Annotated in this window: 26 protein-coding genes and 1 tRNA gene; 3 read left to right on the top strand and 24 right to left on the bottom strand. The window is 70.7% G+C overall.

Annotated elements, in window-relative coordinates; genetic code table 11:
- Positions 1-124 precede the first annotated feature (124 nt).
- The 8 genes from AVW09_RS08950 to recO all read right to left on the bottom strand — a co-directional run bounded on the left by AVW09_RS08950 (position 125) and on the right by recO (position 7,811).
- Positions 125-197, bottom strand: a tRNA-Asn gene (locus tag AVW09_RS08950).
- A gap of 62 nt (positions 198-259) precedes the next feature.
- The gene (locus AVW09_RS08945; protein WP_063257709.1) at positions 260-1,033 is read right to left on the bottom strand and encodes an ATP-binding cassette domain-containing protein; all 774 of its coding nucleotides are present in this window, start codon (positions 1,031-1,033) and stop codon (positions 260-262) included.
- Positions 1,034-1,134: 101 nt separating this feature from the next.
- Positions 1,135-2,979 carry a DNA primase gene (dnaG, locus tag AVW09_RS08940; protein ID WP_063257750.1) on the bottom strand — a complete coding sequence of 615 codons (1,845 nt, stop codon included), beginning with the start codon at positions 2,977-2,979 and terminating at the stop codon, positions 1,135-1,137.
- Positions 2,979-4,313 (bottom strand): deoxyguanosinetriphosphate triphosphohydrolase, encoded by a 1,335-nt coding sequence (locus AVW09_RS08935; RefSeq protein ID WP_063257708.1) that lies wholly within the window; start codon positions 4,311-4,313, stop codon positions 2,979-2,981. The genes dnaG and AVW09_RS08935 overlap by 1 nt, the downstream gene beginning before the upstream one ends.
- Positions 4,303-5,469: a tRNA dihydrouridine synthase DusB gene (gene dusB / locus AVW09_RS08930; protein WP_063257707.1), complete on the bottom strand. Its 1,167-nt coding sequence runs from the start codon at positions 5,467-5,469 to the stop codon at positions 4,303-4,305. Before dusB ends, AVW09_RS08935 begins: the two co-directional genes overlap by 11 nt.
- Before the next feature lie 70 nt (positions 5,470-5,539).
- On the bottom strand, positions 5,540-6,232 hold the full coding sequence (locus AVW09_RS08925; RefSeq protein WP_063257706.1) for a DsbA family oxidoreductase: 693 nt from the start codon (positions 6,230-6,232) through the stop codon (positions 5,540-5,542).
- Positions 6,233-6,279: 47 nt separating this feature from the next.
- Complete coding sequence (locus tag AVW09_RS08920) at positions 6,280-7,086, bottom strand: isoprenyl transferase (protein WP_063257705.1); 807 nt, start codon at positions 7,084-7,086, stop codon at positions 6,280-6,282.
- Complete coding sequence (gene recO, locus AVW09_RS08915; protein WP_063257704.1) at positions 7,083-7,811, bottom strand: DNA repair protein RecO; 729 nt, start codon at positions 7,809-7,811, stop codon at positions 7,083-7,085. Before recO ends, AVW09_RS08920 begins: the two co-directional genes overlap by 4 nt.
- A gap of 82 nt (positions 7,812-7,893) precedes the next feature.
- Between recO and AVW09_RS08910 the strand changes: the two genes are divergently transcribed.
- The gene (locus AVW09_RS08910) at positions 7,894-8,589 is read left to right on the top strand and encodes a trimeric intracellular cation channel family protein (RefSeq protein ID WP_156496035.1); all 696 of its coding nucleotides are present in this window, start codon (positions 7,894-7,896) and stop codon (positions 8,587-8,589) included.
- A 79-nt stretch (positions 8,590-8,668) separates the two neighbouring features.
- Here the strand turns inward: AVW09_RS08910 and AVW09_RS08905 are convergent, their stop codons facing one another.
- From AVW09_RS08905 to lepA, 15 genes are all read right to left on the bottom strand, one after another.
- Complete coding sequence (locus tag AVW09_RS08905; RefSeq protein WP_063257702.1) at positions 8,669-9,457, bottom strand: methyltransferase domain-containing protein; 789 nt, start codon at positions 9,455-9,457, stop codon at positions 8,669-8,671.
- A gap of 18 nt (positions 9,458-9,475) precedes the next feature.
- Positions 9,476-11,236 carry a 2-isopropylmalate synthase gene (gene leuA / locus AVW09_RS08900; RefSeq protein ID WP_063257701.1) on the bottom strand — a complete coding sequence of 587 codons (1,761 nt, stop codon included), beginning with the start codon at positions 11,234-11,236 and terminating at the stop codon, positions 9,476-9,478.
- A 150-nt stretch (positions 11,237-11,386) separates the two neighbouring features.
- On the bottom strand, positions 11,387-11,974 hold the full coding sequence (locus tag AVW09_RS08895; protein ID WP_063257700.1) for a GNAT family N-acetyltransferase: 588 nt from the start codon (positions 11,972-11,974) through the stop codon (positions 11,387-11,389).
- Positions 11,971-12,918, bottom strand: coding sequence for a quinone oxidoreductase family protein (locus tag AVW09_RS08890; RefSeq protein ID WP_063257749.1), 948 nt, complete (start codon positions 12,916-12,918; stop codon positions 11,971-11,973). Before AVW09_RS08890 ends, AVW09_RS08895 begins: the two co-directional genes overlap by 4 nt.
- A gap of 43 nt (positions 12,919-12,961) precedes the next feature.
- Positions 12,962-13,855, bottom strand: coding sequence for a GTPase Era (era, locus tag AVW09_RS08885; protein ID WP_063257699.1), 894 nt, complete (start codon positions 13,853-13,855; stop codon positions 12,962-12,964).
- Positions 13,852-15,165 carry a hemolysin family protein gene (locus AVW09_RS08880; RefSeq protein WP_063257698.1) on the bottom strand — a complete coding sequence of 438 codons (1,314 nt, stop codon included), beginning with the start codon at positions 15,163-15,165 and terminating at the stop codon, positions 13,852-13,854. Before AVW09_RS08880 ends, era begins: the two co-directional genes overlap by 4 nt.
- Entirely contained in the window at positions 15,162-15,629 is a 468-nt protein-coding gene (gene ybeY / locus AVW09_RS08875) for an rRNA maturation RNase YbeY (protein ID WP_063257697.1), read from the bottom strand. Before ybeY ends, AVW09_RS08880 begins: the two co-directional genes overlap by 4 nt.
- Positions 15,626-16,654, bottom strand: a complete 1,029-nt coding sequence (locus AVW09_RS08870; RefSeq protein WP_231901806.1) for a PhoH family protein — start codon at positions 16,652-16,654, stop codon at positions 15,626-15,628. Before AVW09_RS08870 ends, ybeY begins: the two co-directional genes overlap by 4 nt.
- 49 nt (positions 16,655-16,703) lie before the next feature.
- Positions 16,704-17,051, bottom strand: a complete 348-nt coding sequence (locus AVW09_RS08865) for an HIT domain-containing protein (protein ID WP_063257695.1) — start codon at positions 17,049-17,051, stop codon at positions 16,704-16,706.
- Between the two features lie 59 nt (positions 17,052-17,110).
- Positions 17,111-17,845 carry a 16S rRNA (uracil(1498)-N(3))-methyltransferase gene (locus AVW09_RS08860; protein WP_063257694.1) on the bottom strand — a complete coding sequence of 245 codons (735 nt, stop codon included), beginning with the start codon at positions 17,843-17,845 and terminating at the stop codon, positions 17,111-17,113.
- 2 nt (positions 17,846-17,847) lie between these two features.
- Positions 17,848-18,969, bottom strand: coding sequence for a molecular chaperone DnaJ (dnaJ, locus tag AVW09_RS08855; protein ID WP_063257693.1), 1,122 nt, complete (start codon positions 18,967-18,969; stop codon positions 17,848-17,850).
- 53 nt (positions 18,970-19,022) lie between these two features.
- Positions 19,023-20,057 carry a heat-inducible transcriptional repressor HrcA gene (gene hrcA, locus AVW09_RS08850; protein WP_063257692.1) on the bottom strand — a complete coding sequence of 345 codons (1,035 nt, stop codon included), beginning with the start codon at positions 20,055-20,057 and terminating at the stop codon, positions 19,023-19,025.
- Positions 20,058-20,138: 81 nt separating this feature from the next.
- Positions 20,139-21,356, bottom strand: a complete 1,218-nt coding sequence (gene hemW, locus AVW09_RS08845) for a radical SAM family heme chaperone HemW (protein WP_063257691.1) — start codon at positions 21,354-21,356, stop codon at positions 20,139-20,141.
- On the bottom strand, positions 21,356-22,000 hold the full coding sequence (locus AVW09_RS08840) for a DUF1990 family protein (RefSeq protein WP_063257690.1): 645 nt from the start codon (positions 21,998-22,000) through the stop codon (positions 21,356-21,358). The genes hemW and AVW09_RS08840 overlap by 1 nt, the downstream gene beginning before the upstream one ends.
- Before the next feature lie 44 nt (positions 22,001-22,044).
- Positions 22,045-23,889: a translation elongation factor 4 gene (lepA, locus tag AVW09_RS08835; RefSeq protein ID WP_063257689.1), complete on the bottom strand. Its 1,845-nt coding sequence runs from the start codon at positions 23,887-23,889 to the stop codon at positions 22,045-22,047.
- Between the two features lie 101 nt (positions 23,890-23,990).
- Here lepA and AVW09_RS08830 point away from each other — a divergent pair, with 101 nt between their 5' ends.
- Positions 23,991-24,713, top strand: coding sequence for an alpha/beta fold hydrolase (locus AVW09_RS08830; protein ID WP_063257688.1), 723 nt, complete (start codon positions 23,991-23,993; stop codon positions 24,711-24,713).
- A gap of 118 nt (positions 24,714-24,831) precedes the next feature.
- On the top strand, positions 24,832-25,092 hold the full coding sequence (rpsT, locus tag AVW09_RS08825; protein ID WP_026096043.1) for a 30S ribosomal protein S20: 261 nt from the start codon (positions 24,832-24,834) through the stop codon (positions 25,090-25,092).
- Positions 25,093-25,509: 417 nt separating this feature from the next.
- Here rpsT and holA read toward each other — a convergent pair whose 3' ends face one another.
- Complete coding sequence (holA, locus tag AVW09_RS08820) at positions 25,510-26,547, bottom strand: DNA polymerase III subunit delta (RefSeq protein WP_063257687.1); 1,038 nt, start codon at positions 26,545-26,547, stop codon at positions 25,510-25,512.
- Positions 26,548-26,640 lie beyond the last annotated feature (93 nt).

Genomic DNA, 26,640 nt, shown 5'->3' with positions numbered 1-26,640 from the left:
GACCCATCCACACGTTCTTGCCTATAAGCCCCAGGGTGACGAGCGGACCCGGGCAAAAGGTAAGGCCCGGGGTGGAAGCCCGGGCCTAGGGTGAGAGCCGCGTTAGATGGACGCGGGTCTCTCGCTCCCCGGCTTGGACTCGAACCAAGAACCTATCGGTTAACAGCCGATTGCTCTGCCAATTGAGCTACCGAGGATCATGCCCACCTGGCGGCGGGCAACCAGACGATACTAACAGCACCGCGGCGCAGCGGGAAAATCAGCCGGCCGAAATCCGTCGGTCGGGCGCGCCGTCGGGAGTCCACTGCAGACCCTCGGTCCCGTGGCCGTACGCGACGACGTGTCCGGCGCGCAGCACGAGGACATCGGCATCCAGGTCGCGGGGGGCATCCGCGTCGTTCGTGACGACGAGGGATGCCATCCCGCGCTCGTCGCGCCGGCGGGTGAGGGCTGCGCGGACCGCCTGCCGCACCTCGACGTCGAGGTTGGCGTAGAGGTCGTCCGCGACGAACAAGCGCGGCTCGAGCACGAGGGCACGGGCGAGCGCGACGCGCTGCCGCATGCCCGCGCTGAGCTCGTACGGGTACTTCGGTGAAGCGCCGAGCGGCAGTTCCATCTCGTCGAGCAACGTCGCGACGCGCACCGCCAGGGCGCGCGTGTTGACGCGGCGGTCCCGCGCGGTGATCGGCTCGGAGATGACCTCGTGCACCGTGAGTCGCGCGGGCAGGTTCGCGCCCGCGCCCTGCGGCAGGTAGCCGGTGTGGAACGTCCACTCGCGCAGCGCGCGTCCGGGATGCCGTGCGGAGATGCCGTGCACGCGCGCATCTCCCCCGACGACGGTCAGGCCCTCGTCGGGGCGGCCGGCGAGCGAGGACGCCAGCGACGTCTTCCCCGATCCGGTCGGGCCCATGACGACGAGGCTGCCCGCGGCAGCGAGAGTGAAGGTCACCCCGTCGATCACACGGACGCCGTTGCGGGCGAGCGAGAGATCGTCGGCGCGGACGGCGACGGCGGTGTCGAGGGACCGGGGCATGCTGACATCCTCCCCGACCCGCGGCATCCGCGCCAGCCGATCGCGCCGCGCGCCGCGAGCCCACCGAGACGCGCCGCGCCAGCCGATCGCGCCGCGCGGCGTCAGCCCGCGGTCAACCGCTGGCGGTCGGCATCCAATTCGCGCAGTCGCAGCCGCAGACGGCGACCCTCCTCGGAATCGGCGGGAACGCGCTGGATGCCGCGCAGCAGTTCGTTCTTCTCGCGCTCGAGCTCGCGCACGAGGAGTCCGCGCGCGAGGTCGTTCGCCGACGCCACCGCGCCCTCCTCGTTGCGCGCCGGGAACTCCGCCGTGAGCAGTTCCGCCGCGAGTGTCCGGAAGGGCTCGCGCACCGCCTCGACCGCGGCGACGGCCCAGCCCGGCTGGGACAGATCCGTGGATGCCAGCGTGCTCCGAACCGCCTCGAGGGCGGGGTGGCCGAACGGGGTCTGCAGGGCGCGGAGGAACAGGTCGGGTTCGATGCGGTGCCCGTACTGGAGGAACGCCATCATCGCGCCGCGCTCGAGGGCGACGTCGCGCGTGTTCGGCAGGGACGCCATCGTGACCGAGACGGCGACCGGCGCGGGTGTCTCCGCTCCCCCGCGCTGCGCGTCGCGCTTCTCGGCGCGGTCGGCGCCGCGCGCCGCGCGTTCGACGGCGCTCTGCACCTCGGGGATGTCGAGACCCAGGCGGCGCGCGAGCACCCGGACGTACCCGGGCCGCAGCGCGGGGTCGCGGATGTCGGCGACGATCGGGGCCGCGGCGCGGAGCGCGCCCGCGCGGCCCTCGACGCTGGCGAGGTCGTAGTCCTTCAGCCGCTGGTCGATGACGAACTCGAACATCGGCGCCTTGTTGTCCATGAGGGCGCGGACCGCGCCGTCGCCGCGCTGCAGGCGCAGGTCGCACGGGTCGAGGCCCTCGGGCGCCACGGCGACGTACGTCTGCGCGGCGAAGCGCTTCTCGTCGGCGAAGGCGCGCAGCGCCGCCTTCTGGCCGGCGGCATCCGGGTCGAAGGTGAAGACGACCTCGCCCGCGGCCGTGTCGTCGCCCATCACGCGGCGGAGCACCGTGATGTGGTCGCTGCCGAAGGCCGTCCCGCAGGAGGCGATCGCGGTCGTGATGCCCGCGAGATGGCAGGCCATGACGTCGGTGTACCCCTCGACCACGACGACGCGGTGCTCGCGCGAGATGTCGCGCTTCGCGAGGTCGAGGCCGTAGAGCACCTGCGCCTTCTTGTAGATCGGCGTCTCGGGGGTGTTGAGGTACTTCGGGCCCTGGTCGTCGTCGTAGAGCTTGCGCGCGCCGAACCCGATCACCTGGCCGGTGACGTCGCGGATCGGCCACACGACGCGTCCGCGGAACCGGTCGTAGACCCCGCGCTGGCCCTGCGACACCAGGCCCGCCTGCACGAGCTCGTCGCGCGAGAACTTCTGCCCGAGCAGGTGGTCCATGAGCGACGACCAGCCCTTCGGGGCGTACCCGACGCCGAAGTGTGCCGCCGCCCCCGCGTCGAATCCACGGTCGCCGAGGAACCGCCGCGCGGTGTCGGCCTCGGGCGACAGCAGCTGCGAGCGGAAGTATTCCGCGGCCGCGGCGTTGGCGGCGTACAGACGCGACCGGCCGGTGGTCTCGGGGGCGGCACCGCCGTCCTCGTAGTGCAGCGTGTACCCGACGCGGGCGGCCATGCGCTCGACGGCCTCGGTGAACGAGACGTGGTCCATCGCGCGGAGGAACGAGTACACGTCGCCCGACTCGCCGCACCCGAAGCAGTGGTAGTACCCGACCTGCGGGCGCACGTGGAAGCTGGGGCTGCGCTCGTCGTGGAAGGGACACAGACCCTTCATCGACCCGACGCCCGCCGGCTTCAGCGCGACGCGCTCACCGACGACGTCCGCGATGTTGACCCGCGCCTTGACCTCGTCGACGTCGGACTGGCGGATGCGGGGCATCAGGCATCCGCTCCCCGCGGCGGTCGCGCACCCGGCGCCCACACGCCGAGCTCAGCGGCATCCACGTCGCCCACGAGCCTGCCGTACCACGCGATCGCGAGCTGGTCGGTGAGACTCGCGACCTGGTCGACCACGACGCGGCGGCGCGCGACGTCGTCGGTCGCGCTCTCGAAGTCGGGCAGGTGCAGCGTGTCGAGCGACCCCGGGTTCTCCCACAGGGCGGATGCCAGACGCTTCAGCACGCGTCGCTGCTCGCGGTACAGCGCCTTACGGCCGTCGATCGACACCACGGTCGCGCCGATGATGCCCTTCAGCACCGCCATCTCGGCCTCGACGACGCGCGGGACGACGACGTGCGCGCGGTACCGGGTGAGGTCGCGGACGGCGTACGCCTCGCGGGTCGCGGTCGTGGCGGCGCGCGCGAAGCGCCCGATGAGGTCGGACGTGAGGTTCTTCAGCCGCGCGAGCGCGGGGCGAGAGCCGTCGAACGACTCGATCCACTCGGGCAGCCGCATCAGCCGGTACAGGGCGTCGGCCAGCTCGTCGCGCGAGAAGTCGTAGCCGACCCACGTCTGGATCGCGGTGAGGAGCGACTCGTGACCGGCCGGGGATGCCAGCGCGGCGGGGTCGATGTAGCGGTTGACGACCGCGTCCTCGAAGTCGTGCACCGAGTACGCGATGTCGTCGGAGAGGTCCATGACCTCGGCCTCGATGCAGCGCACGCGTCCGGGCGCCGTCCCGCGCATCCAGTGGAACACCGGCTCGTCGTCGGGGTAGACGCCGAACTTCAACCGGCCGCCGGGGTCGGGAAGCGGAGCATCGGCGGTCCAGGGGTACTTGCACGTCGCATCCAGGCTCGCCCGCGTGAGGTTGAGCCCGAAGGAGTGCCCGTCCGGGCCGATGACCTTCGGCTCGAGGCGTGTGAGGATGCGCAGCGTCTGCGCGTTGCCCTCGAACCCGCCGATGTCTTCCGCCCACTCGTTCATCGCCCGCTCGCCGTTGTGGCCGAACGGCGGGTGGCCGAGGTCGTGGCTGAGGCACGCGGTGTCGACGACGTCGGGCGACAGCTCGAGCGCCGTGGCGAGCTCGCGGCCGACCTGCGCGACTTCGAGCGAGTGCGTGAGACGGTTGCGTGCGAAGTCGGCGGGGCTCGCGGGGCTCAGGACCTGGGTCTTCGCGGCGAGACGGCGCAGCGCCGCCGAGTGCAGGACGCGGGCGCGGTCGCGCGCGAAGTCGTCGCGCTGCGAACGGTGCTGCTCTTCGTGGAACCGGGCGGCGTCGACGTCGTCGTACCCCGACGGGCGCGCGACGCCCACCGCCGCCTCACCCGCCACTGTGGTGCAGCTCCGCTTCCGCCAGCTCGCGGCCGGCGGCGTCGCCGATCTCGCGGGAGTCGAGCCAGCCGTCAGGCAGCGCTGGACGCTTGGGGGTACCGGCGCGGCCGCGCTGACCCTCGGCCGCTTCGCCGGGGTAGGGCGCGTCGAGGTCCATCGTGGCGAGGAGGTCGTCGATCTCCTCCAGCGTCGAGGCGGTCGCGAGGCTCGCCCGCAGCTCACCGCCGACCGGATACCCCTTGAAGTACCAGGCGACGTGCTTGCGGATGTCGCGGCATCCGCGCCCCTCGTCCTCGAAGAACTCGACCAGCAGCTCGGCGTGGCGGCGGAACGCCTGCGCCACGAAGCCGAGCGTCGCGTCGACGGGGTCGCCGTGCGCCGCGCCCGGACGGCCGAGCGCACGGGCCAGGTCGCCGAACAGCCACGGGCGTCCGAGGCAGCCGCGGCCGACGACGACGCCGTCGCACCCGGTCTCGTCCATCATGCGCACCGCGTCGGCGGCCGACCAGATGTCGCCGTTGCCGAGCACGGGGACGCTGGTCACCGTCTCTTTGAGCTTCGTGATCGCACTCCAGTCGGCCTGTCCGGAGTAGAACTCGGATGCCGTGCGCGCGTGCAGCGCGATCGAGGAGACGCCCGCGCCCTCGGCGATGCGTCCGGCCTCGAGGTACGTGAGGTGGTCGGCGTCGATGCCCTTGCGCATCTTGATCGTCAGCGGGAGGTCGCCGGCCGCACGGACGGCGCGCTCCACGATCTCTCGGAACAGCGAGAGCTTCCACGGCAGTGCGGCACCGCCGCCGCGGCGCGTCACCTTCGGGACGGGGCAGCCGAAGTTGAGGTCGATGTGATCGGCGTGGTCTTCCTCGACGATCATGCGTACCGCCGCCTCGACCGTCGCCGGGTCGACGCCGTAGAGCTGGATCGAGCGCGGCGTCTCGGACTCGTGGTGACGGATCAGACGCATCGTCGTGTCGTTGCGCTCGACGAGCGCGCGGGTCGTGATCATCTCGCTGACGTACAGCCCGGCGCCGTACTCGCGGCTCAGTCGCCGGAACGCCGTGTTGGTGATTCCGGCCATGGGCGCGAGCACGACCGGGGCGTCGAGTTCGATGGGGCCGATGCGCAACGCGCGCGTCGGGGCCAATGCCGTGGTCATCGTTCCATTCTCCCAGACCCCGCGCCCACGCGGTGCCGCTGTGGACGCGGGGAAGCCTGGGGAGGAGGGGTCACGCCTGCGCGGTCTCCGGCTCATTCGCGGCCGCGCGACGCTCGCCCCACACCTGGCGGGCGATCTGCGTGAAGGCCTCGACCGGCTGCGCGCCGCTGACGCCGTACTTGCCGTCGATCACGAAGAACGGGACTCCGCTGATGCCGTACGCCTGGGCCTGCGCCTGGTCGGCGCGCACTGCGTCGCGGTAACGACCCGACACGAGCGCTTCGCGGGCGAGCTCGGCATCCAGTCCGATCTCCACCGCGAGCTCGACGAGGTCGTCGTCGCGGCCGACGTGCTTGCCCTCGAGGAAGTACGCCGCCATCAGGCGCTCGGACAGATCGAGCTGGCGCCCGTGCTCCTTGGCGAAGTGCAGCAGTTCGTGGGCCTTCACGGTGTTCGTGTGCTGCAGGATGTCGAAGCGGTACTCGAGGCCGGCCTCCGCGGCGACGCCGGTGACGCGGTCGAGCATCTCCCGCGCCTGAGCGGGCGAGATGCCCTTGTGCTGCGACAGGTAGTCCACCTCACCGCCGACGAAGTCGACGGGGGTGTCGGGCGAGAGTTCGAACGAGTGGTACTCGATCTCGACGACGGGGGCGTCGTCGTCATCGGCGGTGGCGGCGAGGCCGTTCTCGAGGTTGCGCTTCCCGATGAAGCACCAGGGGCAGGCGATGTCGCTCCACACGTCGATCTTGATGGCATCCGTCATGTCGTGTGCAACCTTTCGGGTGGAGGGCTTTATTCCGAAAACGGCATTCAGGTCGTAGCCGGCGTGTCGACCGCGCCGCCGAACCGTCGATCGCGGGACACGTACTGACCGATGGCGTCCCACAGGTGCTGGCGCCGGAAATCGGGCCATAGCGTGTCGAGGAACACCATCTCGGCATACGCCGACTCCCACAAGAGGAAGTTCGAGGTGCGCTGCTCTCCGCTCGAGCGGAGGAACAGGTCGACGTCGGGCATGTCGGGCACGTAGAGGTTCTTGGCGATCATCTTCTCGCTGATCGCCGACGGCTTCAGGCGCCCGGCGGCGACCTCCTCGCCGAGGCGGCGCATGGCATCCACGATCTCCAGGCGACCGCCGTAGTTGACGCACATCGTGAGGGTGAGGCCGTCGTTGCCCGCCGTGAGGCGCTCCGCGGCCTGCAGCTCGTTGATGACCGAACCCCACAGGCGCGGGCGGCGGCCCGCCCAGCGGACCCGCACGTTCCACTCGTTCAGCTGATCGCGGCGACGCTGGAGCACCTCGCGGTTGAAGCCCATGAGGAACCGCACCTCGTCGGGTGACCGCGTCCAGTTCTCCGTCGAGAACGCGTACAGCGACAGGTGCTTCACGCCGGCCTGGATCGCGCCCGCGACGATGTCGAGGATCGTCGCCTCGCCGGCCCGGTGCCCCTCGATCCGCGGGAGACCGCGCCGGTTCGCCCAGCGCCCGTTGCCGTCCATGACGATCGCGATGTGCGCGGGCACCGACCCCTTCGGGAAGGCCGGCGGGTACTCCCCCGTCCAGTCGAGGGGCCGGTAGGGCTCGGCGTTGCGGTGCGTGAACGGCTTCGGGGTCATCGACTCGATTCCAGGTGCGAGAGGGAACGGATGCCGCGCTCCAGGTGGAACTGCGCGTACGCGGCCACGAGGCCCGAGGCGGCGGCGGTGGTGCGTTCGGGGGCGGCATCCACCACGTCCCACTCCCCCGCGATGAGCGCGCGCAGCAGATCGACGGTGTCGCGCGCGACCCGGGGCGAACCCGCCGGTGCGCAGGCCGAGCACACGACGCCACCGAGCTGAACGAGGAAGTAGTCGTGCTCGCCGACCGTGCCGCAGCGCGCGCACTCCCCGAGACCGGGAGCCCAGCCGGAGAGCGCCATGGCGCGCAGGAGGTACGAATCCAGGACGCTCCGCGCCGCATGGTCGCCGCGCGCGAGGGAGCGGAGCCCCCCGACCAGCAGCAGGTACTGCTGCGGCGTAGCCTCCGCCTCGTTGAGCCGATCCGCCGTCTCGACCATCGCGCTGGCGGTCGTGTAGCGGTCGTAGTGCTGCGCGATGTCGGCCCCGTACGCGCCGAGCGACTCGGCCTGCTGCACGATGTCGAGGGTGCGGCCCTGGTACAGCTGCACGTCGGCGACCATGAACGGCTCCAGCCGCGATCCGAACCGCGACGAGGTGCGCCGGACGCCCTTCGCCACCGCGCGAATCTTGCCGTGGCGACGGCTGAGGAGGGTGACGATGCGGTCCGCCTCCCCGAGCTTGTGGGTACGCAGGACCACGACTTCGTCGCGGTAGGTGGGCACAGTCCATTATCCGCCCGCGACCCCGGGAGTCGGCGGTGCGCCGCGCGCGGCCCCGCGGTCGCTCCCCGGGAGAATGGATGCCGTGAACCCGCCCGTCTTCGTCATCCCGCTGTGGGCCGACCTCACCGCCGTCGCCCTCGGCGGGGTGCAGGGCGCGCTCTTCGCCTCCGGCTTCCAGGGGCAGCGGCGGCTCGATCTCCTCGGCGTCGCGATCATCGGCATCCTGCTCGGGATGGGCGGCGGACTCATCCGCGACCTGCTGCTCGGGCTGCCCCCGGCGACGTTGCAGAACAACTGGTACTTGATCACCGCGACCGTGGCCTCCCTCGTCGGAATGCTGTTGTCGGGGATCTTCCAACGCCTCAACCGCGCGATCGTCCTGCTCGACGCCGTCGTGATCGGGCTGTTCGGCGCGTTCGGGACGTCGAAGGCGCTCGCGGTGGGGCTTCCCCCGGTGCCGGCGGTGTTCGTCGGCGTCGTTGCGGCGGCAGGCGGCAGCGTGCTGCGCGATGTGCTCATGGGACTCCCCGTCGCCATCATGCACGTCGGGTCGCTCTACGCCGTGGCCGCGGGCGCCGGATGCGCGGTCCTCGCGACCGCCGCCGCGTTCGGTGTGCCGCTCCCGGTCGCGGCGGTGATCGGCGTCGTCGTAACGACGGTGATCCGCGTGCTCGCCGTGCTGTTCGACCTGTCGCTCCCCGAGCAGCGGAAGCTGCACCGCCGCAAGGTCGCGGTCGAGACGACCGGCATCCCGATCATCCGCGACGACGACGCCTGAGCGGCGCGCTTGCGTGAGGGGTCAATTTCTGTCGCTTCAGACGCTCCCAGGCGACAGATATTGACCCCTCACGCGGGTGTCAGGCGCGCGCGAGGATCTCGCCGTGCGGCAGGAGGATCCAGCCGTCGGGGTCGGCGGCCCATGCGCGCCAGGCGTCGGAGATGCGCTGCAGCGTCGCGTCGTCGGCGAGGCCGAGTCGGAGAGCGTGGCCGGCGAAGGCGGATGCCACGACCCGGTCGGCCCACATCCCGCCCCACCACGCGCGCTTCTCCGGGGTGTCGAACACCCACACGCTCGCGCTCGCCTCGATCCGCGTGAACCCGGCTTCGCGCGCCCACGCTTTGAGCGCGCGGCCCGCGTCGGGTTCCCCCGACGATCCGCGATGCACGCCGTGGTAAATCTCGAGCCACTCGTCGAGTGCCGGGATCCGTGGATGCCAGATCACTCCGCCGTAATCCACGTCGCGCGCCGCGACGAGACCGTCCGGGCCCGCCACCCGCCGGAACTCCCGCAGCGCGTCCACGGGTCGGGCGAGGTGCTGGAGCGTCTGGTGGGCGTGGACGATGTCGAACGAGGCATCCGGGAGGTCGAGCGCGTAGGCGTCACCGACGCGGAACTCGACGTTGGTGCGGTCGCCGATCGCGGCGCGCGCGATCTCGACGACCTCGGGGGCGGCATCCATGCCGACGACCTGTCCCGGGAAGACCCGGTCGGCGAGGTCGACGGTGATGGTGCCGGGGCCGGCACCCACGTCCAGGACGCGGGCACCGGCGAACAGCGAGGACACCAGGTAGGCCGCCGAATCGGCGACGGTCCGTGCGGCGTGGGAACGCAGCACGCTCTCGTGGTGTCCGTGGGCGTACGCCACGGCCGGGACCTCAGGCGATCAGACGCCGGCGAGGGCGCCGGAGCGCTGACGCGTGCGGATGGCGCGGTTGACGCCCGAGACGATCGCCTTGAGCGACGCCGTCGAGATGTCGTTGTCGATGCCGACGCCCCACAGGCGCTGGTCGTCGACCTGCAGCTCGATGTACGCCGCCGCCTGCGCGTCGCCGCCGGAGCTGAGCGCGTGCTCGACGTAGTCGTACAGCGTGACCTCGAAGCCCTGGGCTCGCACGATCTCGAGGAACGCGGCCACGGGGCCGTTGCCGACCGCCGACGCGGGCTGGACCGACTCACCGTCGCGCAGCGTCACGTCCAGCGAGACATCGCCCGACATGTCGCTCGACGAGCGCGTCGACAGCAGCTCGAAGCGGCCCCAGCGCTGGTCGTCGTCGGTGGTGGGCAGGTATTCGTCGGTGAAGATGTCCCAGATCTGGGCGCTCGACACCTCGCCGCCCTCGGCGTCGGTGCGGGCCTGCACGACGCCGGAGAACTCGATCTGGAGCTTGCGCGGCAGGTCGAGCGCGTGGTCGGCCTTGAGCAGGTACGCGACGCCGCCCTTGCCGGACTGCGAGTTCACGCGGATGACGGCCTCGTACGAACGGCCCAGGTCCTTCGGGTCGATGGGCAGGTACGGGACGGCCCACTCGATGTCGTCGACGTGCTTGCCCTCGGCCGCCGCGCGGGCCTCCATCGCCTCGAAGCCCTTCTTGATGGCATCCTGATGCGAACCGCTGAAGGCGGTGAAGACCAGGTCGCCGGCCCACGGGCTGCGCTCGGGAACGGGCAGCTGGTTGCAGTACTCGACGGTGCGCTTGACCTGGTCGATGTCGCTGAAGTCGATCTGCGGGTCGATGCCCTGCGTCAGCAGGTTCACGCCCAGGGCGACCAGGTCGACGTTGCCGGTGCGCTCGCCGTTGCCGAACAGGCATCCCTCGATGCGGTCGGCGCCGGCCATGTAGCCGAGCTCCGCGGCGGCGACCGCGGTGCCGCGGTCGTTGTGCGGGTGCAGCGAAAGGATGACGTTCTCGCGGTGGTTCAGGTTCCGCGACATCCACTCGATCGAGTCGGCGTAGACGTTGGGCGTGGCCATCTCGACCGTGGCGGGGAGGTTCAGGATGACTTTGCGCTCGGGCGTCGGCTGGAAGATCTCCAGCACCTCGTTGCAGATGCGCAGCGCGAACTCGAGCTCGGTGCCCGTGTAGCTCTCGGGCGAGTACTCGTAATAGACGTCCGTCTCGGGGATCGTCGCCTCGTACTTCTTGCAGAGGCGGGCGCCCTCGAGGGCGATGTCGACGATGCCCTGCTGGTCGGTGCGGAAGACGACCTCACGCTGCAGCACGGACGTGGAGTTGTACAGGTGGACGATGGCCTGCTTCGCGCCGGCGATCGCCTCGTACGTGCGGGCGATGAGGTGCTCGCGCGCCTGCGTCAGCACCTGGATCGTGACGTCGTCGGGGATGAGGTCTTCCTCGATCAGCTGCCGGACGAAATCGAAGTCGGTCTGGCTCGCGCTCGGGAACCCGACCTCGATCTCCTTGTAGCCCATCTTCACGAGCAGGTCGAACATGACCCGCTTGCGCTCGGGGCTCATCGGGTCGATGAGGGCCTGGTTTCCGTCGCGCAGGTCGACGGCGCACCAGCGGGGTGCCGTCTCGATGCGCTTGCTCGGCCACGTGCGGTCGGGCAGGTCGACGCGGATCTGCTCGTGGAACGGACGGTACTTGTGGACCGGAGCGGACGTGGGCTTCTGCGTGTTCTTCATGAGGGGGTCGCTTCTCTTGTCTGTCTGAAGGGGCCGACGACGAGCTCCGCGACGAGGAAGGCCCTTAGAACGAGGACTCGTCGCGGCAGCTAAGAAGAAGCAGGCCACCGAAGCGCATTCTGTGATCGTAGCACTCGCGTGTAGCGGCTCTTACGCGCTCGGCGTCCATTCGCGTGCGAGCACCGCGTAATCCACCTCGTCGCTCCAGCGTCCCTTGAACCACTCGTTCTCGATGAGGTGCGCCTCGCGCCGCATCCCGATTCGTTCCGCGAGGGCGATCGAGCGGGCGTTCTCCGCGTCGATGCGGGCCACGAGACGGCGCAGGCCGTAGACCTCGAACGCCGTGTCGATGAGCGCGCGCACGGCCTCGGTGGCGAGCCCGCGCCCGGCGGCGGCGGGATTCACGACCCAGCCGATCTCGGCCGTGCCGGAGGCGGCGTCGAGGTGGAACAGCACGAGGTCGCCGATCACGGCTCGGTCGTCGAGCCGCTCGATCGCGAGGACCACTCCCCCGCGCTCGCCCTCGATGCTCGTTCCGCCGAAGAGATCGCCGATGCGCTGCCGGATGTCGTCGGCGCTCTGCGGCTCGAACGGCAGGAACCGACACACGTCGGGATTTCCGCGGTACGCGACCATCGCCTCCACGTCGGCGTCGACGATCGGCCGCAGACGCACGCGCTCCCGGACGACGTCGAGACGCGCGGGCGCCGGCGGCAGGACGAACGGCGAGCCGGTCACGGCAGCAGCGCCACCTTGCCGCCGGGGTGGCCCTGCATCACGAACTGCACGGCCTCCTTCGCGTCGGCCAGCGGAAACGTGCGCGCGACCGGGACTTCGAGATCTCCGGATGCCGCGAGCTCCAGGATGCGGGGCCGGGCGATGTCGCGGAACCGGGCGCTCTCGGGACGTGCGCCGGCGACCCACAGGAAGCCGTCGGACTCGGCCCGCTGGGGCGCGACGATCGTGACGATACGGTCGCGCTCCGCGACGAGAGCGAGCGAGACGTCGATCGCCTCATCGGTGCCCACGGCGTCCCACGCCGCGGCGATCGGCTCGCCCGCGGCTGCTTCGACGACCCGCTCCTGAAGGCCTTCGCCGTACGCCACGGGGATGCCGCCGAACCGGCGCACGCGTTCCGCAGACTCCGCGGAGTCGGGACCGACCGTGCCGATCACACGGATGCCGAGCACCCACGCCTGCTGCAGCAGGCTCACGCCGACCGCGCCCGACGCCGCATGGAGCAGCACGGTCTCGCCCTCGGTGGCACGCGTGACCTGGATCATCTCGGCTGCGGTCGTGCCGGCGAGCAGGAGGTTCGCGGCCTCGGCGTGCGAGAGCGTCGCGGGCTTCGCGAAGACGTCGCGCGCGGGCACGTTCAGCTCCGTCGCGTAGGCGCCCTGGACGCGGAACGCCACGACCTCGTCGCCCACCGCAAGCCCTCCGGAGCCTCCGACCGCGTCCGGCCCGACAGAGGTGATCTCGCCTGAGAGTTCGTACCCGATCGCAACCGGGAACTCGACACCGGGTCGCGGTGCCGCGACGTGCTTGGCATCCGCGGGGTTGATCCCGGCCGCGTGGACGCGGATCGTGACTTCGCCGAGACCGGGTGCGGGTACCTCGACCTCGTCGAACGTCCAGTTCTCCACCGGACCGGGCTGGTGCGCCCGCCACTGCTTCGCCATCATCGTCGTCCTCCAGTCTTCCTGCGGCCAGCGGACGGTCGGCTCAGAACCCGAGTCGGCCGAGCTGCTTGGGGTCGCGCTGCCATTCCCGGGCCACGCGCACGTGCAGGGACAGGTATACCCGAGTGCCCACGAGGGGCTCGATCCCCTTGCGCGCGCGGGCGCCGACGCCCGCCAGTCGCGAACCCTTGTGGCCGATGATGATGGCCTTCTGGCTGTCGCGCTCGACGACGATGTTGGCGAAGACGTCGGTGAGGTCGCTGCCCTCGCGCGGCGCGACGTCTTCGATCGTCACGGCGATGGAGTGCGGCAGCTCATCGCGCACGCCGTCCAGGGCCGCCTCGCGGATGATCTCGGCGATGCGGTCCTCGAGCGACTCGTCGGTGACGACGTCGTCGGGGTACAGCGCCGGCCCCTCGGGCATGAGGGCCAGCAGCTCGTCGCTCAGCACGTCGAGCTGGTCGCGGGTGACCGCGGACAGCGGGATGACCGCCGCCCAGTCCTCGCGCAGGGCGTCGACCTCGATGAGCCGTTCGGTGATCTGCTCGCGGGTCGCGGCATCCGTCTTCGTCACCAGCGCGACCTTCTTCGCGCGCGGGTAGCCCGACAGCGACTCCGCGATCCGGCGATCTCCCGGGCCCACCTTCTCGGTCGCGGGGGCGCAGAACGCGATGACGTCGACATCGCCCAGCACCTGCTCGACGAGGTCGTTGAGGCGCTGGCCGAGGAGCGTCCGCGGACGATGGATGCCCGGCGTGTCGACGACCACGAGCTGACCGCCGGGGCGGTTGACGATGCCGCGGATCGCTCGGCGCGTCGTCTGCGGCTTGTCGCTCGTGATCGCGACCTTCTCGCCCACGAGGGCGTTCGTCAGGGTGGACTTCCCCACGTTGGGGCGACCGACGAAGGTCACGAAGCCGGATCTGTTGTCGCTCATCTGTCGTTCCTCTCGCGACCGGAGCCCGCGGGCGCCGTCTCGTCGTCTTCGTCGTCGTCGTCGGCGCGTTCCACGATCACCGTCGCGATACCGCGGTTGCGCCCGCGCGAGGCGCCGCCCGTCATGAGCAGGCCCGAGTGCTCGGCCGTGGCCCCGGGCTGCGGGATGCGCCCGAGGGCCTTGCCCAGCAGGCCGCCGATCGAGTCGACGTCCTCGTCGTCGAGCTCGAGCCCGAACAGGTCGCCGACCTCGTCGAGACCGAGGCGCGCGCTGACGCGGAAGCGGCCGTCGTCGAGCGGCACGACCTCCGTCGAAGGAGCGTCGTATTCGTCGGAGATCTCGCCGACCAGTTCCTCGATGAGGTCCTCGAGCGTCACGAGGCCCGAGACGCCGCCGTACTCGTCCACCGCGAGACACACGTGCACGGCATCCTTCTTCATCTGCTGCAGGAGGGTCTCGGCCTTCATCGACTCGGGCACGAAGACGGCCGGGCGGGCGATGCGGCGGATCGGCGCGTCGCGCCAGCCCGCCTCTTCGCGGAACCCGAACTGCACCAGGTCTTTCAGGTACAGCATGCCGACGATGTCGTCGGCTTCGTCGTCGGCGAGGGGCACGCGCGAGACGCCCTTGTCGAGGAACAGCGCGAGGGCTTCGCGGGTGGTGGCCGCGGCATCCACCGTCACCATGTCGGTGCGCGGGACCATGACCTCGCGGACGTACCGGTCGGTGAAGTCGAACACCGAGTGGATCAGTTCGCGGTCGTCCTCCTCGATGAGCTCGTTCTCGGCCGCCTCGTCGATGATGCTGAGCAACTGCTCCTCCGAGGCGAACGACGTCGAGCGCGCGACCCCCGGCGTGAGACGATCGCCGACCGCGATCAGGCCGTGCGCGAGCGGCCCGAGCAGGATCCGCATGCCCCGGATGATCGGCGCGCCGCCCCGCAGGAGTCCGGTCGCGTGCTGTCGGCCGACCGCGCGAGGGCTGGCCCCGACGAGGACGAACGAGATGCCGGTCATGAGGATCGCCGCCGCGATCAGCGCGATCCAGATGTCGTCGAACAGCAGCATGAACGCCGCCGCCACGAGGACGGCGGCCGTGGTCTCGGCCAGCACGCGGATGAACACCACGGCCGTGATGTGGGCGCTCGGGTCGTCGGCGATGCGCTGGAGCGACCGGGCGTTGCGGCCGCTCGCACCCAGCTCGGCGAGGTCGGCGCGCGAGGTGACGCCCAGCGCCGCCTCGGACGCCGCCATGAAGCCGCCGAAGGCGACGAGGATCAGGGCGAGGACGAGGAGGACGGCCGCGGTCATGCGCGGCGGCGACGCTCGACGGCCTGGAAACCGGTGATGAGCTCGCGCTGCAGGCCGAACATCTCGCGCTCCTCGTCCGGCTCGGCGTGGTCGAAGCCGAGGAGATGGAGGAGGCCGTGGGTGGTGAGGAGGATCAGCTCGTCCTGCGTCGAGTGCTTCGCCGCGACCGCCTGCGTCTCGGCGACGGCCGGGCACAGCACGATGTCGCCGAGCAGACCCGCGGGAGTCGGCGAGTCCTCGGTGCCCGGACGCAGCTCGTCCATCGGAAAGCTGAGCACGTCGGTCGGGCCCGGCTCGTCCATCCACTGCACGTGCAGGGACTCCATGGCACCCTCGTCGACGAGCACGATGGCGACGTCGGCGTCCGGGCTCACGTGCAGTTCCGCGAGGTTGTACTCCATCAGTCGCAGGAGCACCTGCTCGTCGACCTCGTGGCCGGATTCGTTGTTGATCTCGATCGTCATGAGCGGTTTCGTCTCGGGAGGTGATCGCGCGGACCCGCGGGACGGGCCACGCCGCGGCGTTCGGCACGGTTGGCGAATTCGGATGCCTCGTCGCGTTCGCGGCGGGCCACGAGACGCTTCTCGTCGTATTCGCTGTACGCATCGACGATACGGCCCACCAGCGTGTGACGCACGACGTCGGCGCTCGTGAGGTAGGAGAAGTGGATGTCATCGATGTCGCCGAGCACCCGCGTGACGAGCCGCAGACCCGACGCGCCCTGCGGCAGGTCGATCTGCGTGATGTCACCGGTGACCACCATGCGCGTGCCGAATCCGAGGCGCGTGAGGAACATCTTCATCTGCTCGGGCGTGGTGTTCTGCGCTTCGTCGAGGACGACGAACGAATCGTTGAGCGTGCGCCCGCGCATGTACGCCAGCGGAGCGACCTCGATGGTGCCCGTCGCCATGAGCTTCGGCACGATATCGGGGTCCATCATCTCGTTGAGCGCGTCGTAGAGCGGCCGCAGATACGGGTCGATCTTGTCGGTCAGGCTGCCCGGGAGGAACCCCAGGCGCTCGCCCGCCTCGACGGCCGGACGCGTCAGGATGATGCGACTGACCTCCTTGCGCTGCAGCGCCTGGACGGCCTTCGCCATCGCGAGATACGTCTTTCCGGTACCGGCCGGACCGATGCCGAACACGATCGTGTTCTCTTCGATCGCGTCGACGTACGCCTTCTGCCCGAGGGTCTTGGGGCGGATGACCTTGCCCCGCGACGACAGGATCGCCTCGCCGAGCACCTCGGACGGACGGGGTCCGCCGTCGGAACGCAGGATGCGGCTGGAGCTGGAGACGTCGGCCGGGTCGAGGCCCTGGCCGTTGCGGGTCATCGTGAGGAGCTCCTCGACGAGGCCCTTGGCCGCGGCCACCGCGGCCGCGCCACCGGTGAGGGTGATCTCGTTGCCGCGCACGTGGACGTCGACGTCGGGGTGCTCCTTCTCGACCACGCGCAGCAGGCGGTCCTGGGGGCCCAGGAGCTGGACCATGGCGACGCCGTCGGCGTACAGACGCTCGACGACCGGTTCTTCGGGGGAATCAGCCACCCGTGCTCTTTTCGTTCAGTCCGCCCGCGAGAACGTGGGCGTGTACATGGAAGACCGTCTGACCGGCACCGGCGCCGGTGTTGAAGACGAGGCGGAAGTCGCCGTCGGCGTGCTCGGCCGCGACGGCGTTCGCGAGACCGACGATCTCGGTGAGGAGGTCGGGGTCGCCCGCGGCCAGTTCGACGACGTTGCGGTACTGCTCGGTCTTGGGGATCACGAGCAGGTGCACCGGCGCCTGCGGCGCGATGTCGCGGATCGCGAAGGCGTTCTCGGTCTCGGCGACGATCTCGGAGGGGATTTCGCCGCGGAGGATGCGGGTGAAGATCGACGGCTCGGTCATGGCATCCAGTCTATCGACGGGGTCGGACACCGGGCCGGGGCGGGCCGACCGCGCCGTCGCTACCAGCGACGGGTCGCGGCCGACAGCACCGAGATCGCCGCGGCGCCCGCGGTCGACGTGCGCAGCACCGTGTCGCCCAGGCGCACGAGACGGGCGCCGGCGGCGCTCAGGGCGGCGAGCTCCTCGGGAGCGATCCCGCCCTCCGGCCCCACGACGAGAACGACATCGCGCCCGTCGAGCGAACCGGATGCCAGTTCCGTCAGCCTCTCGTCGGCGGAGGGCTCCAGCACTAGTACGAGTGCCTCGTCGGCGCGGGCGACGAGGTCGGCGAGCCGCGCGACCCCCTCGACCTCGGGGATCCACGCGCGATGCGCCTGCTTCGCGGCCTCGCGCACGATCGTCCGCCAGCGCGCGAGGCCTTTGTCGGCCTTGGCATCCCACCGCGAGACGCTCCGTGCGGCCTGCCAGGGGACGATCGCGTCGACGCCCAGCTCGGTGGCCGCCTGCACCGCGAGCTCGTCGCGATCGCCCTTGGCGAGAGCCTGCACGAGAACGATGCGGGGCGAGGGGCCGGGAACCTCGGCGCGGGCGGTGATCCGCACGTCGACCTGCTTCGGGGCGGCGGCCGTGACGAGGCCCTCGAGCCACACGCCGCGGCCGTCGCCGAGCGTCACGGCCTCGTCGACGCGCACGCGCCGCACGGCGGCGGCGTGGTGCGCCTCGGGACCGGTGAGCACCACGACGTCGCCGACACCGGCGGTCGACGCGTCGTCGGTGACGAAGTGCAGCGCCACGATCAGTGCCGGAAGCGGTCGCGGAACTTCGAGAACATGCCTTGCTGGTGCTCCGCGAGGCGCGGGGAGGGTGCCTTCGTGCGCTTGGCGAACTCCTCGATGAGCGCGCGCTCCTTGTGGTCGAGGCGCGTCGGGGTGACGACGTGAACGCCGACCTTCAGGTCGCCGCGCTGGCTGCCGCGCAGCGGCGTGATGCCGCGTCCCTTGATCGTCAGCACATCACCGGACTGCACGCCCGGGCGCACCTCGAGGTCGACGCTGCCGTCGAGCGACTCGATGGTGGTGGTCGTTCCCAGGATGGCATCCGGCATCGAGACCTCCAGGGTTGCGAGCAGGTCATCGCCCTCGCGGCTGAAGGCGTCGTGCGACTCCACCGTGATCTCGAGGTACAGGTCGCCGTTGGGGCCTCCCGCGGGACCGACCTCGCCCGAACCGGGGAGCTGCAGGCGCAGGCCCGTCTCGACGCCGGCCGGGATGTCGACCGAGACCGTGCGGCGCGCCCGCACGCGCCCCTGGCCCTGGCACGTGCCGCACGGGTACGGGATCGTCGTGCCGTGGCCCTGGCAGACGCTGCAGGGCTGGCTCGTCACGACGTTGCCGAGAAGGCTCCGGACCGTGCGCTGCACGTGACCGGAACCGTGGCAGATGTCGCACGTGACCTCGCTGGTCCCCGGCTGCGTGCAGGCGCCCTGACACGTCTCGCACAGGACGGCCGTGTCGACCTCGAGGTCGCGGTGCACGCCGAACACGACGTCCGCGAGCTGCAGGTTCACGCGCACGAGGGCGTCCTGGCCGCGCTCGCGCCGCGAACGCGGACGCGGGCCGCGACCCCCGCCGCCCTGCGCGCCGCCGAAGAACGTCTCGAAGATGTCACTGAAGCCGCCGAACCCGGCCGCTCCCCCGCCGCCGAACGGATTCTGGTCGCCGCCCATGTCGTAGCGGCGGCGCTGCTCGGCATCGCTCAGCACGTCGTACGCGTGCGTCACGAGCTTGAAGCGCTCGGACGCGTCCTCGCCGGGGTTGACGTCGGGGTGGAGTTCGCGCGCGAGACGCCGGTACGCGCGCTTGATCTCGTCGGGGCTGGCATCGCGTGCGACGCCGAGGACCTCGTAGTGGTCAGCCACAATCGCCTTCCTGCCCGCTCACGCGGGGTCGATCCGTTTCGGTGCGGGTGCCGTCAACGAGCGGTGTCGTCGTCTTCGAGCATCCGGGTCAGGTAGTGCGCGACGGCGCGGACCGCCGCGAGGTTCGAGGAGTAGTCCATGCGGGTGGGACCGAGCAGGCCCACGCGCGCCCCGCCGGCGGTGCCGTCGTAGCGGCTGGCGAGGACGGATGCCTCGACCAGGCCGAACGGTTCGTTCTCGCGGCCGATGCTGGCCGAGAGCCCCTGCTCGTCGGCGACCATCTCGCTCATGAGCCGCAGCAGCGTGACCTGCTCCTCGATGGCTTCGAGAAGAGGGTAGATGCTGCCGCGGAAGTCGGACTCGCGCTTCGCGAGCGTCGCCGCGCCGGCCATGACGAGCCGGTCCTGGCGGAACTCGTCGAGCTCCTCGCCCACGACGCGGAGCACCGCGTCGGCGATCGCGTCGAGCGCGTTGCCGGGTCGCGGTCCGTCCGCGGTGGCGACCGCCTGCGCGCAGTCGGCGACGCTCCGGCCCACGAGCAGCGCCCCCACGCGGGCGCGCAGCTGCACGATGTCGCTCTCGGTCGGCTCGAAAGGCACCAGCGCGATGCGCTGCGAGACGCGGCCGGTGTCGGTGACGAGGATCACGAGGACGCGCGGGCCGCCGAGCGCGACGAGCTCGACGTGCGAGAGGTTGGCGCGCGCGAACGAGGGGTACTGCACGATCGCGACCTGGCCGGTGAGCTGCGTCAGCGCCCGCACCGTCCGCGCGAGGAGGTCGTCGAGGTCGCCGGCCTCGTCGAGGAAGGAGGTGATGGCGCTGCGCTGGGCCGTCGAGAGTGGCCGCAACTCGGCCAGATGGTCGACGAACACGCGGTAGCCCTTGTCGGTGGGCACGCGGCCGGACGACGTGTGCGGCGCGACGATGAGGTCTTCGTCCTCGAGCTGTGCCATGTCGTTGCGGATCGTCGCGGCGGACACCCCGAAGGCGTGCCGCTCCACGATCGCCTTGCTGCCGACGGGTTCGCGCGTGTCGACGTAGTCCTGGACGATCGCGCGGAGCACCTGCAAGCCGCGTTCGGATACCATGGCCGGCTCCCTCCTTCTGGCACTCCGGTCACCTGAGTGCCAATTCTAGAGCACCCGTCCGGTCCGGAGCCGGAAGCGCGCTCAGGCGGTGAGTGCCCGCACGACGGCGTCGGCGAGCAGTCGTCCGCGGCGCGTCAGCACGATGCGCCCGCGCACGGCATCCGGTCCTTCGACCAGGCCGTCGGCGATGAGGGATGCCACGGCCTTCCGGCCTTCGCCGAGGAGCTCGGACACGGGGAGTCCGTCGCGGATGCGGCTGCGCAGCAGCACGGATTCGAGGCGCCGAGCGGTCTCGTCGGGCCGCTCGCGCGCCGCCGCCGGCGACTCCCCCGCGGCGAGGCGCTGCGCGTACGCCGCCGGGTGCTTGACGTTCCACCAGCGGAGTCCCGCGACGTGGCTGTGCGCGCCCGGGCCGAAGCCCCACCAGTCCGTGCCGCGCCAGTACGCGAGGTTGTGGCGCGAACGGTGGGTCGTGTCGGTGGCCCAGTTCGACACCTCGTACCAGTCGTACCCGGCCCCGCCGAGGAGGTCGTCGGCGAGCTCGTACATGTCGGCCTGCAGGTCGTCGGACGGCTCAGCCACGACGCCCGAGCGGATCTGCCGAGCGAGCTTCGTGCCGTCCTCGACGATCAGCGCGTACGCGGACACGTGGTCGGGCCGCAGCGCCGTCGCGGTCTCGAGCGACGCGCGCCAGTCGTCGAGCGACTCCCCCGGCGCGCCGTAGATGAGGTCGAGCGAGACGTCGAGTCCGGCGCGGCGCGCGGCGGCGACCGCGGTCGCGACGTTCCGCGGGTCGTGCGTGCGGTCGAGCACCGCGAGCACGTGCGGCTGCGCGGACTGCATGCCGATCGACAGGCGGGTGACGCCGGCGGCCGCGAGCGTTGCGGCGACGCGATCGTCCACGGTGTCGGGGTTGGCCTCGACCGTGACCTCGGCGTCATCGGCGATCCCGAACTCCTCGCGCACCGCGCCCAGCATCCGCGCCAGGTCGCCGGGCGGGAGGAGCGTGGGTGTGCCTCCCCCGAAGAACACCGTGGATGCCACCCGCCGACCGCCCGCGGCATCCATCACTCCACTCGCCAGGCGCACCTCGGCCGCGAGGGTGTCGGCGAAGTCCTCCTGGCGCGCGCCGCGGAGTTCGCTCGACGTGTAGGTGTTGAAGTCGCAGTAGCCGCAGCGGACGCGGCAGAACGGGACGTGCAGGTACACGCCGAAGTCGGCGGTGGGATCGAGCGGCAGGTCGTCGGGCAGTCGCCCGTCGACGGGGGCCGGGTCGCCGAGCGGGAGCGGTCCGCCCATCAGGACGTGTACAGCGGTGAGATCGCCCGCAGGTACCGCTGGAACAGCGCGCGACGGCGACGGCGCACGAGACCGAGGAACACGCGGTACGACGGCGCGGTGGGGCGGTCGAACGCGCGTACGACGAACCACACCTCGTCGTTGTCGCGCCACTCGATGGCGAACAGCTCCTCGCCGCTCACGATGGAGTGTCCGACGGTGCCGAGGATGTAGCCGACACGGCGGGGCTCTTCGAACACCGAGATCACGCGCAGGTGGCCGTCGGCGCGGTGGCCGTCGACCTTCCCGTGCACGCGCACGCTCGTGCCCGGGCTGACGAACGGGGTGCCGTCGGGGGCGAACCGCTGCTCGGACTCGAGGCGGCTCGGCGCGATGGGGGCGCCCTCGGCGTCGAAGCCGACGCCGGTGTACCCGCTGTCGGTCGCCGGGCGGACGTCCGTGATACTCAGTTCCTCGGACCGGAGCGGCGCCCACGACAGCAGCAGCTCGCTGGCCGCCGCGAACCGCTCCTCGCCGCTGCCGATCCGCCACGCGTCTTCCGCGGGCACGGAGTACTCCGGCGGATACTGCATGAGGTCGTGCGCCTGCGTGGCGCCGACCGCTGCGTAGTCGACCGTGTCGTCGGTGAAGTTCTGCCGGCGCATGGTGTCCAGTCTCCTCTCCCCGGATGGGAGGACGGTGGGCGTCGCTACTTCTTGCCCTCGACGTCGCCGGACAGAGCGGCGATGAACGCCTCCTGCGGCACCTCGACCCGGCCCACCATCTTCATGCGCTTCTTGCCCTCTTTCTGCTTCTCGAGAAGCTTGCGCTTGCGGGTGATGTCACCGCCGTAGCACTTGGCCAAGACGTCCTTGCGGATGGCGCGGATGTTCTCGCGAGCGATGATGCGCGCGCCGATCGCGGCCTGGATGGGCACCTCGAACTGCTGGCGCGGGATGAGCTTGCGGAGCCGCTCGGTCATCATCGTGCCGTAGCTGTAGGCCTTCTCGCGGTGGACGATCGAGCTGAAGGCATCCACCTTCTCGCCCTGCAGCAGGATGTCGACCTTGACGAGGTCGGCGGTCTGCTGACCGGCGGGCTCGTAGTCGAGGCTCGCGTAGCCCTGCGTGCGGCTCTTGAGGTGGTCGAAGAAGTCGAACACGATCTCGCCGAGGGGCATGTTGTAGCGGAGCTCGACGCGGTCCTCGCTGAGATAGTCCATGCCGAGGAGCGTGCCGCGGCGGGACTGGCAGAGTTCCATGACCGTTCCGACGTAGTCCTTCGGAAGCAGGATGCCGACCTTCACGATGGGCTCGGACACCTCGGCGACCCGCCCGTCGGGGTACTCGCTCGGGTTGGTGACCGAGACGACCTCGCCCGTGTCGGTGGTGACCTCGTACGTCACCGACGGGGCGGTGGTGATGAGGTCGAGGCCGAACTCGCGCGAGAGGCGCTCGGTGATGATCTCGAGGTGCAGGAGGCCGAGGAAGCCGCAGCGGAAGCCGAAGCCGAGGGCGACCGATGTCTCGGGCTCGTACTGCAGAGAGGCATCCGAGAGCTTCAGCTTGTCGAGGGCTTCGCGCAGCTCGGCGTAGTCGCTGCCGTCGATCGGGTAGATGCCCGAGAAGACCATGGGCTTCGGGTCGGTGTACCCCGCGAGGGCTTCGGTGGCGGGCTTGCGGTGGTTGGTGATCGTGTCGCCGACCTTGGACTGCCGGACGTCCTTCACACCGGTGATGAGGTAGCCGACCTCGCCGACGCCGAGACCGTTCGTCGGCACGGGCTCGGGGCTGGACACACCGATCTCGAGCAGCTCGTGCGTCGCGGTGGTCGACATCATCTGGATGCGCTCGCGCGGTGAGAGCGCGCCGTCGACCATCCGGACGTACGTCACGACACCCCGGTACGCGTCGTACACGGAGTCGAAGATCATGGCGCGGGCGGGGGCGTCGGCCTTGCCGACCGGCGCCGGGATCTTCTCGACGATGAGGTCGAGCAGGTCTTCCACGCCCATGCCGGTCTTGCCGCTCACGCGCAGGACGTCTTCCGGCTGACCGCCGATGAGGCCGGCGAGTTCGGCCGCGTACTTGTCGGGGTCGGCCGCGGGAAGATCGATCTTGTTCAGCACCGGGATGATCGTCAGATCGTTCTCGAGCGCGAGGTAGAGGTTGGCGAGCGTCTGCGCCTCGATGCCCTGCGCGGCGTCGACGAGGAGGATCGCGCCCTCGCACGCGGCGAGCGAGCGGCTGACCTCGTACGTGAAGTCGACGTGGCCGGGCGTGTCGATCATGTTGAGCGCGAACGTCTCGCCGTCGACGGCCCACGGCATGCGGACGGCCTGGGATTTGATCGTGATGCCGCGCTCGCGCTCGATGTCCATGCGGTCGAGGTATTGCGCGCGCATGTCGCGGTCGGCGACGACGCCGGTGATCTGCAGCATGCGGTCGGCCAACGTCGACTTGCCGTGGTCGATGTGGGCGATGATGCAGAAGTTGCGGATCTGCGCCGGCGGCGTGGCGGACGGCTCGAGGGGCTTCAGGGCGCGCGGTGACATGTTCCGTCGATTCTACGGGCGGCGGCCGACATCGCCGTCCGCGGCGCCGCCCCGGTGAGATCCGGGGCGCACGCAAAGGCGGCGTTCGTAGGGTGGATGCCATGACGGTCCAGGTCGTGCTCGTGCACGGCATCCGTACGTCCGCGACGATGTGGCGCGCGCAGGTCGAACATCTGCGGGAGCGCGGGAACCCCGTCACGGCCGTCGATCTGCCGGGGCACGGAACGCGCCGCGGTGAGACGTTCACATTGGACGAGGCGTTCGCGACCATCGACCGGGCGGTTCGGGATGCCGCGACCCGCGGCCCCGTCCTGCTCGTGGGGCACTCCATGGGCGGACTGCTGTCGATCGAGTACGTCGGACGGGAGGACCCGCCGCCGGTCGCGGCGTTCGTCGCGGCATCCTGTACCTCGATCCCCCGAGGTGCGGGGCTCGCGGCGTATCGCTTTCTCGCGCGGCGGTTCGACGGGCTGCCCGATCGGGGCCTCGGGCTGACGAACTACGTGCTCGACCGGACGTTGCCACCCGAGACCCGCGCGGACTTCGGCGCGGGCGGGTACGCGTTCGACGCGCAGGACACCGCCCTCGCGTCGTTGTCCGTGCTCGATCTGCTTGCCGCGCTGCGCCAGATCGACGTGCCCCTGTGGTTCATCAACGGGGAGTGGGACCAGCTGCGGGTGAACGAGAAGCTGTTCCTGTCGATCGCGCGGGATGCCGAGCTGATCGTGGTGCCCCGGACGACGCACCTGGTCACGGCGATGCGGCCCCGGGTGTTCAACGCGCTGCTGGACGTGGCGCTCACCACGGTGGAAGCCTCGACCTGATAGACTCGGTCCTTGGCTTGCGTGTGGGGTTTTTCCCGACCTCCACGACCGCCGGTGCAGCGCCCCTCTACCGCTCGCCCGGCACTTCCAACACTCACTCAAACGAAAGACCGTCGACGTGGCGAACATCAAGTCGCAGATCAAGCGCAACAAGACCAACGAGAAGGCGCGCGAGCGCAACAAGGCCGTCAAGAGCGAGCTCAAGACGCACGTGCGCCGCACGCGCGAGGCCGTCCTCGCCGGTGACAAGGAAGCCGCCGAGAAGGCGCTCGTCCAGGCCGGCAAGAAGCTCGATAAGGCCGTGAGCAAGGGCGTCATCCACGCCAACCAGGCCGCGAACCGCAAGTCGGCCATCGCGAAGCAGGTCGCCGCTCTCTGAGCCGCATCCTTTCGACAGCCCGTCCCGCACCGCGGGGCGGGCTTCGTCATTTCTCGAGCGTGCAAGGGGGTGTGCGGTGAGCTGCCACGCTGGGGTTCGCGGCGGTCGCGCCCCGCGAGCGGAGGAGATCCTGGGAGCGGAGGAGGCGGGAGCGCGGTCCTGTCCTCCCTTCGCGGAATCTCCTCCCGTGAGGGCGGGGTTGGCGCGATGGCGGCTGGGCCCGTGATTTCGCGGGTCTTCGCGGCGGTCGCGCCCCGCGAGCGGAGGAGATTCCGGGAGCGGAGGAGGCGGGAGCGCGGTTCCGTCCTCCCTTCGCGGAATCTCCTCCCGTGAGGGCGGGCCATCGGAGCGTGATGCCCGTGGCAAGGGAACCAGCGTCCAGGGCGGTCGCCGGAGCGCAAGGCGATTCGCAGTGGCTCAGCGGCCGTAGGGCTGGCGGGTCGCGATGATCGTGATCATCCGCTCGAGGGCGAAGACCGCGTCGCGCGAGGCGCCCTTGACCTCCGCATCCGCTCGGGCGGTCGCATGGATCGCCATCCCGAGCGTGGCAGCGCTCCACCCGACGAGGTCGCGGCGCGCGCGGTCGACCTGCCAATCCTTCATGCCCAGGCGCTGGGCCAGTGCGCCGGACGACTCGCGGTTGCCCGCGACGCGCGCCATCGTCCGCAGCTTCATCGCCACGGCCGCGACAAGCGGAACGGGATCGGCTCCGGATGCCAGGGCATGGCGCAGCGCGAGAAGCGCTTGCCCGTAGTGCCCGGCGATCGCCGTGTCCGCGACCGTGAACGCGGAGGTCTCGACACGGCCGCCGTAATACCGCTCGACGGTGCGCTCGTCGATGTCGCCGGGGACGTCGGCGATGAGCTGCTGGCACGCGGCCGCGAGCTCGGTGAGGTCGTCCGCGAACGCCGAGACGAGCGAACGCAGGGCGACCGGGGCGATCTTCTTCTGCGCGGCCTTGAACTCGCCGACCGCGAAGTCGAAGCGGTCGGAGTCGCGCTTGATCGCGGGGCACGCGATCTCGATGCCGCTCCCCTGTCCCGCGCGGATGGCATCCAGAAGCTTCTTGCCCCGCACGCTCGCGCCGGTATGCCGGAGGATGACCGTGGCGCCGTCCTGCGGGTGCTCGAGGTACGCGAGCGCCTCGGTGAGGAAGGTGTCGGAGCACTTCTCGACGCCCCCGACACGGACGAGCCGCGGCTCGCCGAACAGCGACGGTGAGGTCACCGCGAGGAGCGTTCCGGCCGTGTAGTCGTCGGCGCGGACATCGGTGACCTCGAGGCTGGGATCCTCGCTCTTGAGGTAGTCGCGGACACCCGCGATCGCGCGTTCGGCGCAGACCTCTTCGGGACCGGAGACCAACACGATCGGGGCGGGCTGCGGGGTGCGCCAGCCGATCTGCGGGATGGCCGACTTCGCCTTCGCGGGGGCGGAGCGTCGGGGTGCCGGGGTCACTCCCCCAGCCTACCGACCGGGTCGGACACGGATGCCGGGACCGGCACGGGCGGGGCGGCCCACGAGAGCGGCCGTGCGCGCCTGGATACGCCA

This window comes from Microbacterium sp. T32 (assembly GCF_001619615.1).
Taxonomy (GTDB): Bacteria; Actinomycetota; Actinomycetes; order Actinomycetales; family Microbacteriaceae; genus Microbacterium.
Note: the sequence above shows the minus strand (reverse complement) of the source record. Positions and strands in the feature narration are given on the sequence as shown.

Bases quoted from the DNA above. Each gene is read 5' to 3' on its own strand.
- AVW09_RS08945 (WP_063257709.1), bottom strand. From the start codon at position 1,033: ATGCCCCGGTCCCTCGACACCGCCGTCGCCGTCCGCGCCGACGATCTC.
- dnaG (WP_063257750.1), bottom strand. From the start codon at position 2,979: ATGCCCCGCATCCGCCAGTCCGACGTCGACGAGGTCAAGGCGCGGGTC.
- dusB (WP_063257707.1), bottom strand. From the start codon at position 5,469: ATGACCACGGCATTGGCCCCGACGCGCGCGTTGCGCATCGGCCCCATC.
- AVW09_RS08925 (WP_063257706.1), bottom strand. From the start codon at position 6,232: ATGACGGATGCCATCAAGATCGACGTGTGGAGCGACATCGCCTGCCCC.
- AVW09_RS08920 (WP_063257705.1), bottom strand. From the start codon at position 7,086: ATGACCCCGAAGCCGTTCACGCACCGCAACGCCGAGCCCTACCGGCCC.
- leuA (WP_063257701.1), bottom strand. From the start codon at position 11,236: ATGAAGAACACGCAGAAGCCCACGTCCGCTCCGGTCCACAAGTACCGT.
- AVW09_RS08890 (WP_063257749.1), bottom strand. From the start codon at position 12,918: ATGGCGAAGCAGTGGCGGGCGCACCAGCCCGGTCCGGTGGAGAACTGG.
- era (WP_063257699.1), bottom strand. From the start codon at position 13,855: ATGAGCGACAACAGATCCGGCTTCGTGACCTTCGTCGGTCGCCCCAAC.
- AVW09_RS08880 (WP_063257698.1), bottom strand. From the start codon at position 15,165: ATGACCGCGGCCGTCCTCCTCGTCCTCGCCCTGATCCTCGTCGCCTTC.
- ybeY (WP_063257697.1), bottom strand. From the start codon at position 15,629: ATGACGATCGAGATCAACAACGAATCCGGCCACGAGGTCGACGAGCAG.
- AVW09_RS08870 (WP_231901806.1), bottom strand. From the start codon at position 16,654: ATGGTCCAGCTCCTGGGCCCCCAGGACCGCCTGCTGCGCGTGGTCGAG.
- AVW09_RS08865 (WP_063257695.1), bottom strand. From the start codon at position 17,051: ATGACCGAGCCGTCGATCTTCACCCGCATCCTCCGCGGCGAAATCCCC.
- hrcA (WP_063257692.1), bottom strand. From the start codon at position 20,057: ATGGTATCCGAACGCGGCTTGCAGGTGCTCCGCGCGATCGTCCAGGAC.
- hemW (WP_063257691.1), bottom strand. From the start codon at position 21,356: ATGGGCGGACCGCTCCCGCTCGGCGACCCGGCCCCCGTCGACGGGCGA.
- AVW09_RS08840 (WP_063257690.1), bottom strand. From the start codon at position 22,000: ATGCGCCGGCAGAACTTCACCGACGACACGGTCGACTACGCAGCGGTC.
- lepA (WP_063257689.1), bottom strand. From the start codon at position 23,889: ATGTCACCGCGCGCCCTGAAGCCCCTCGAGCCGTCCGCCACGCCGCCG.
- AVW09_RS08830 (WP_063257688.1), top strand. From the start codon at position 23,991: ATGACGGTCCAGGTCGTGCTCGTGCACGGCATCCGTACGTCCGCGACG.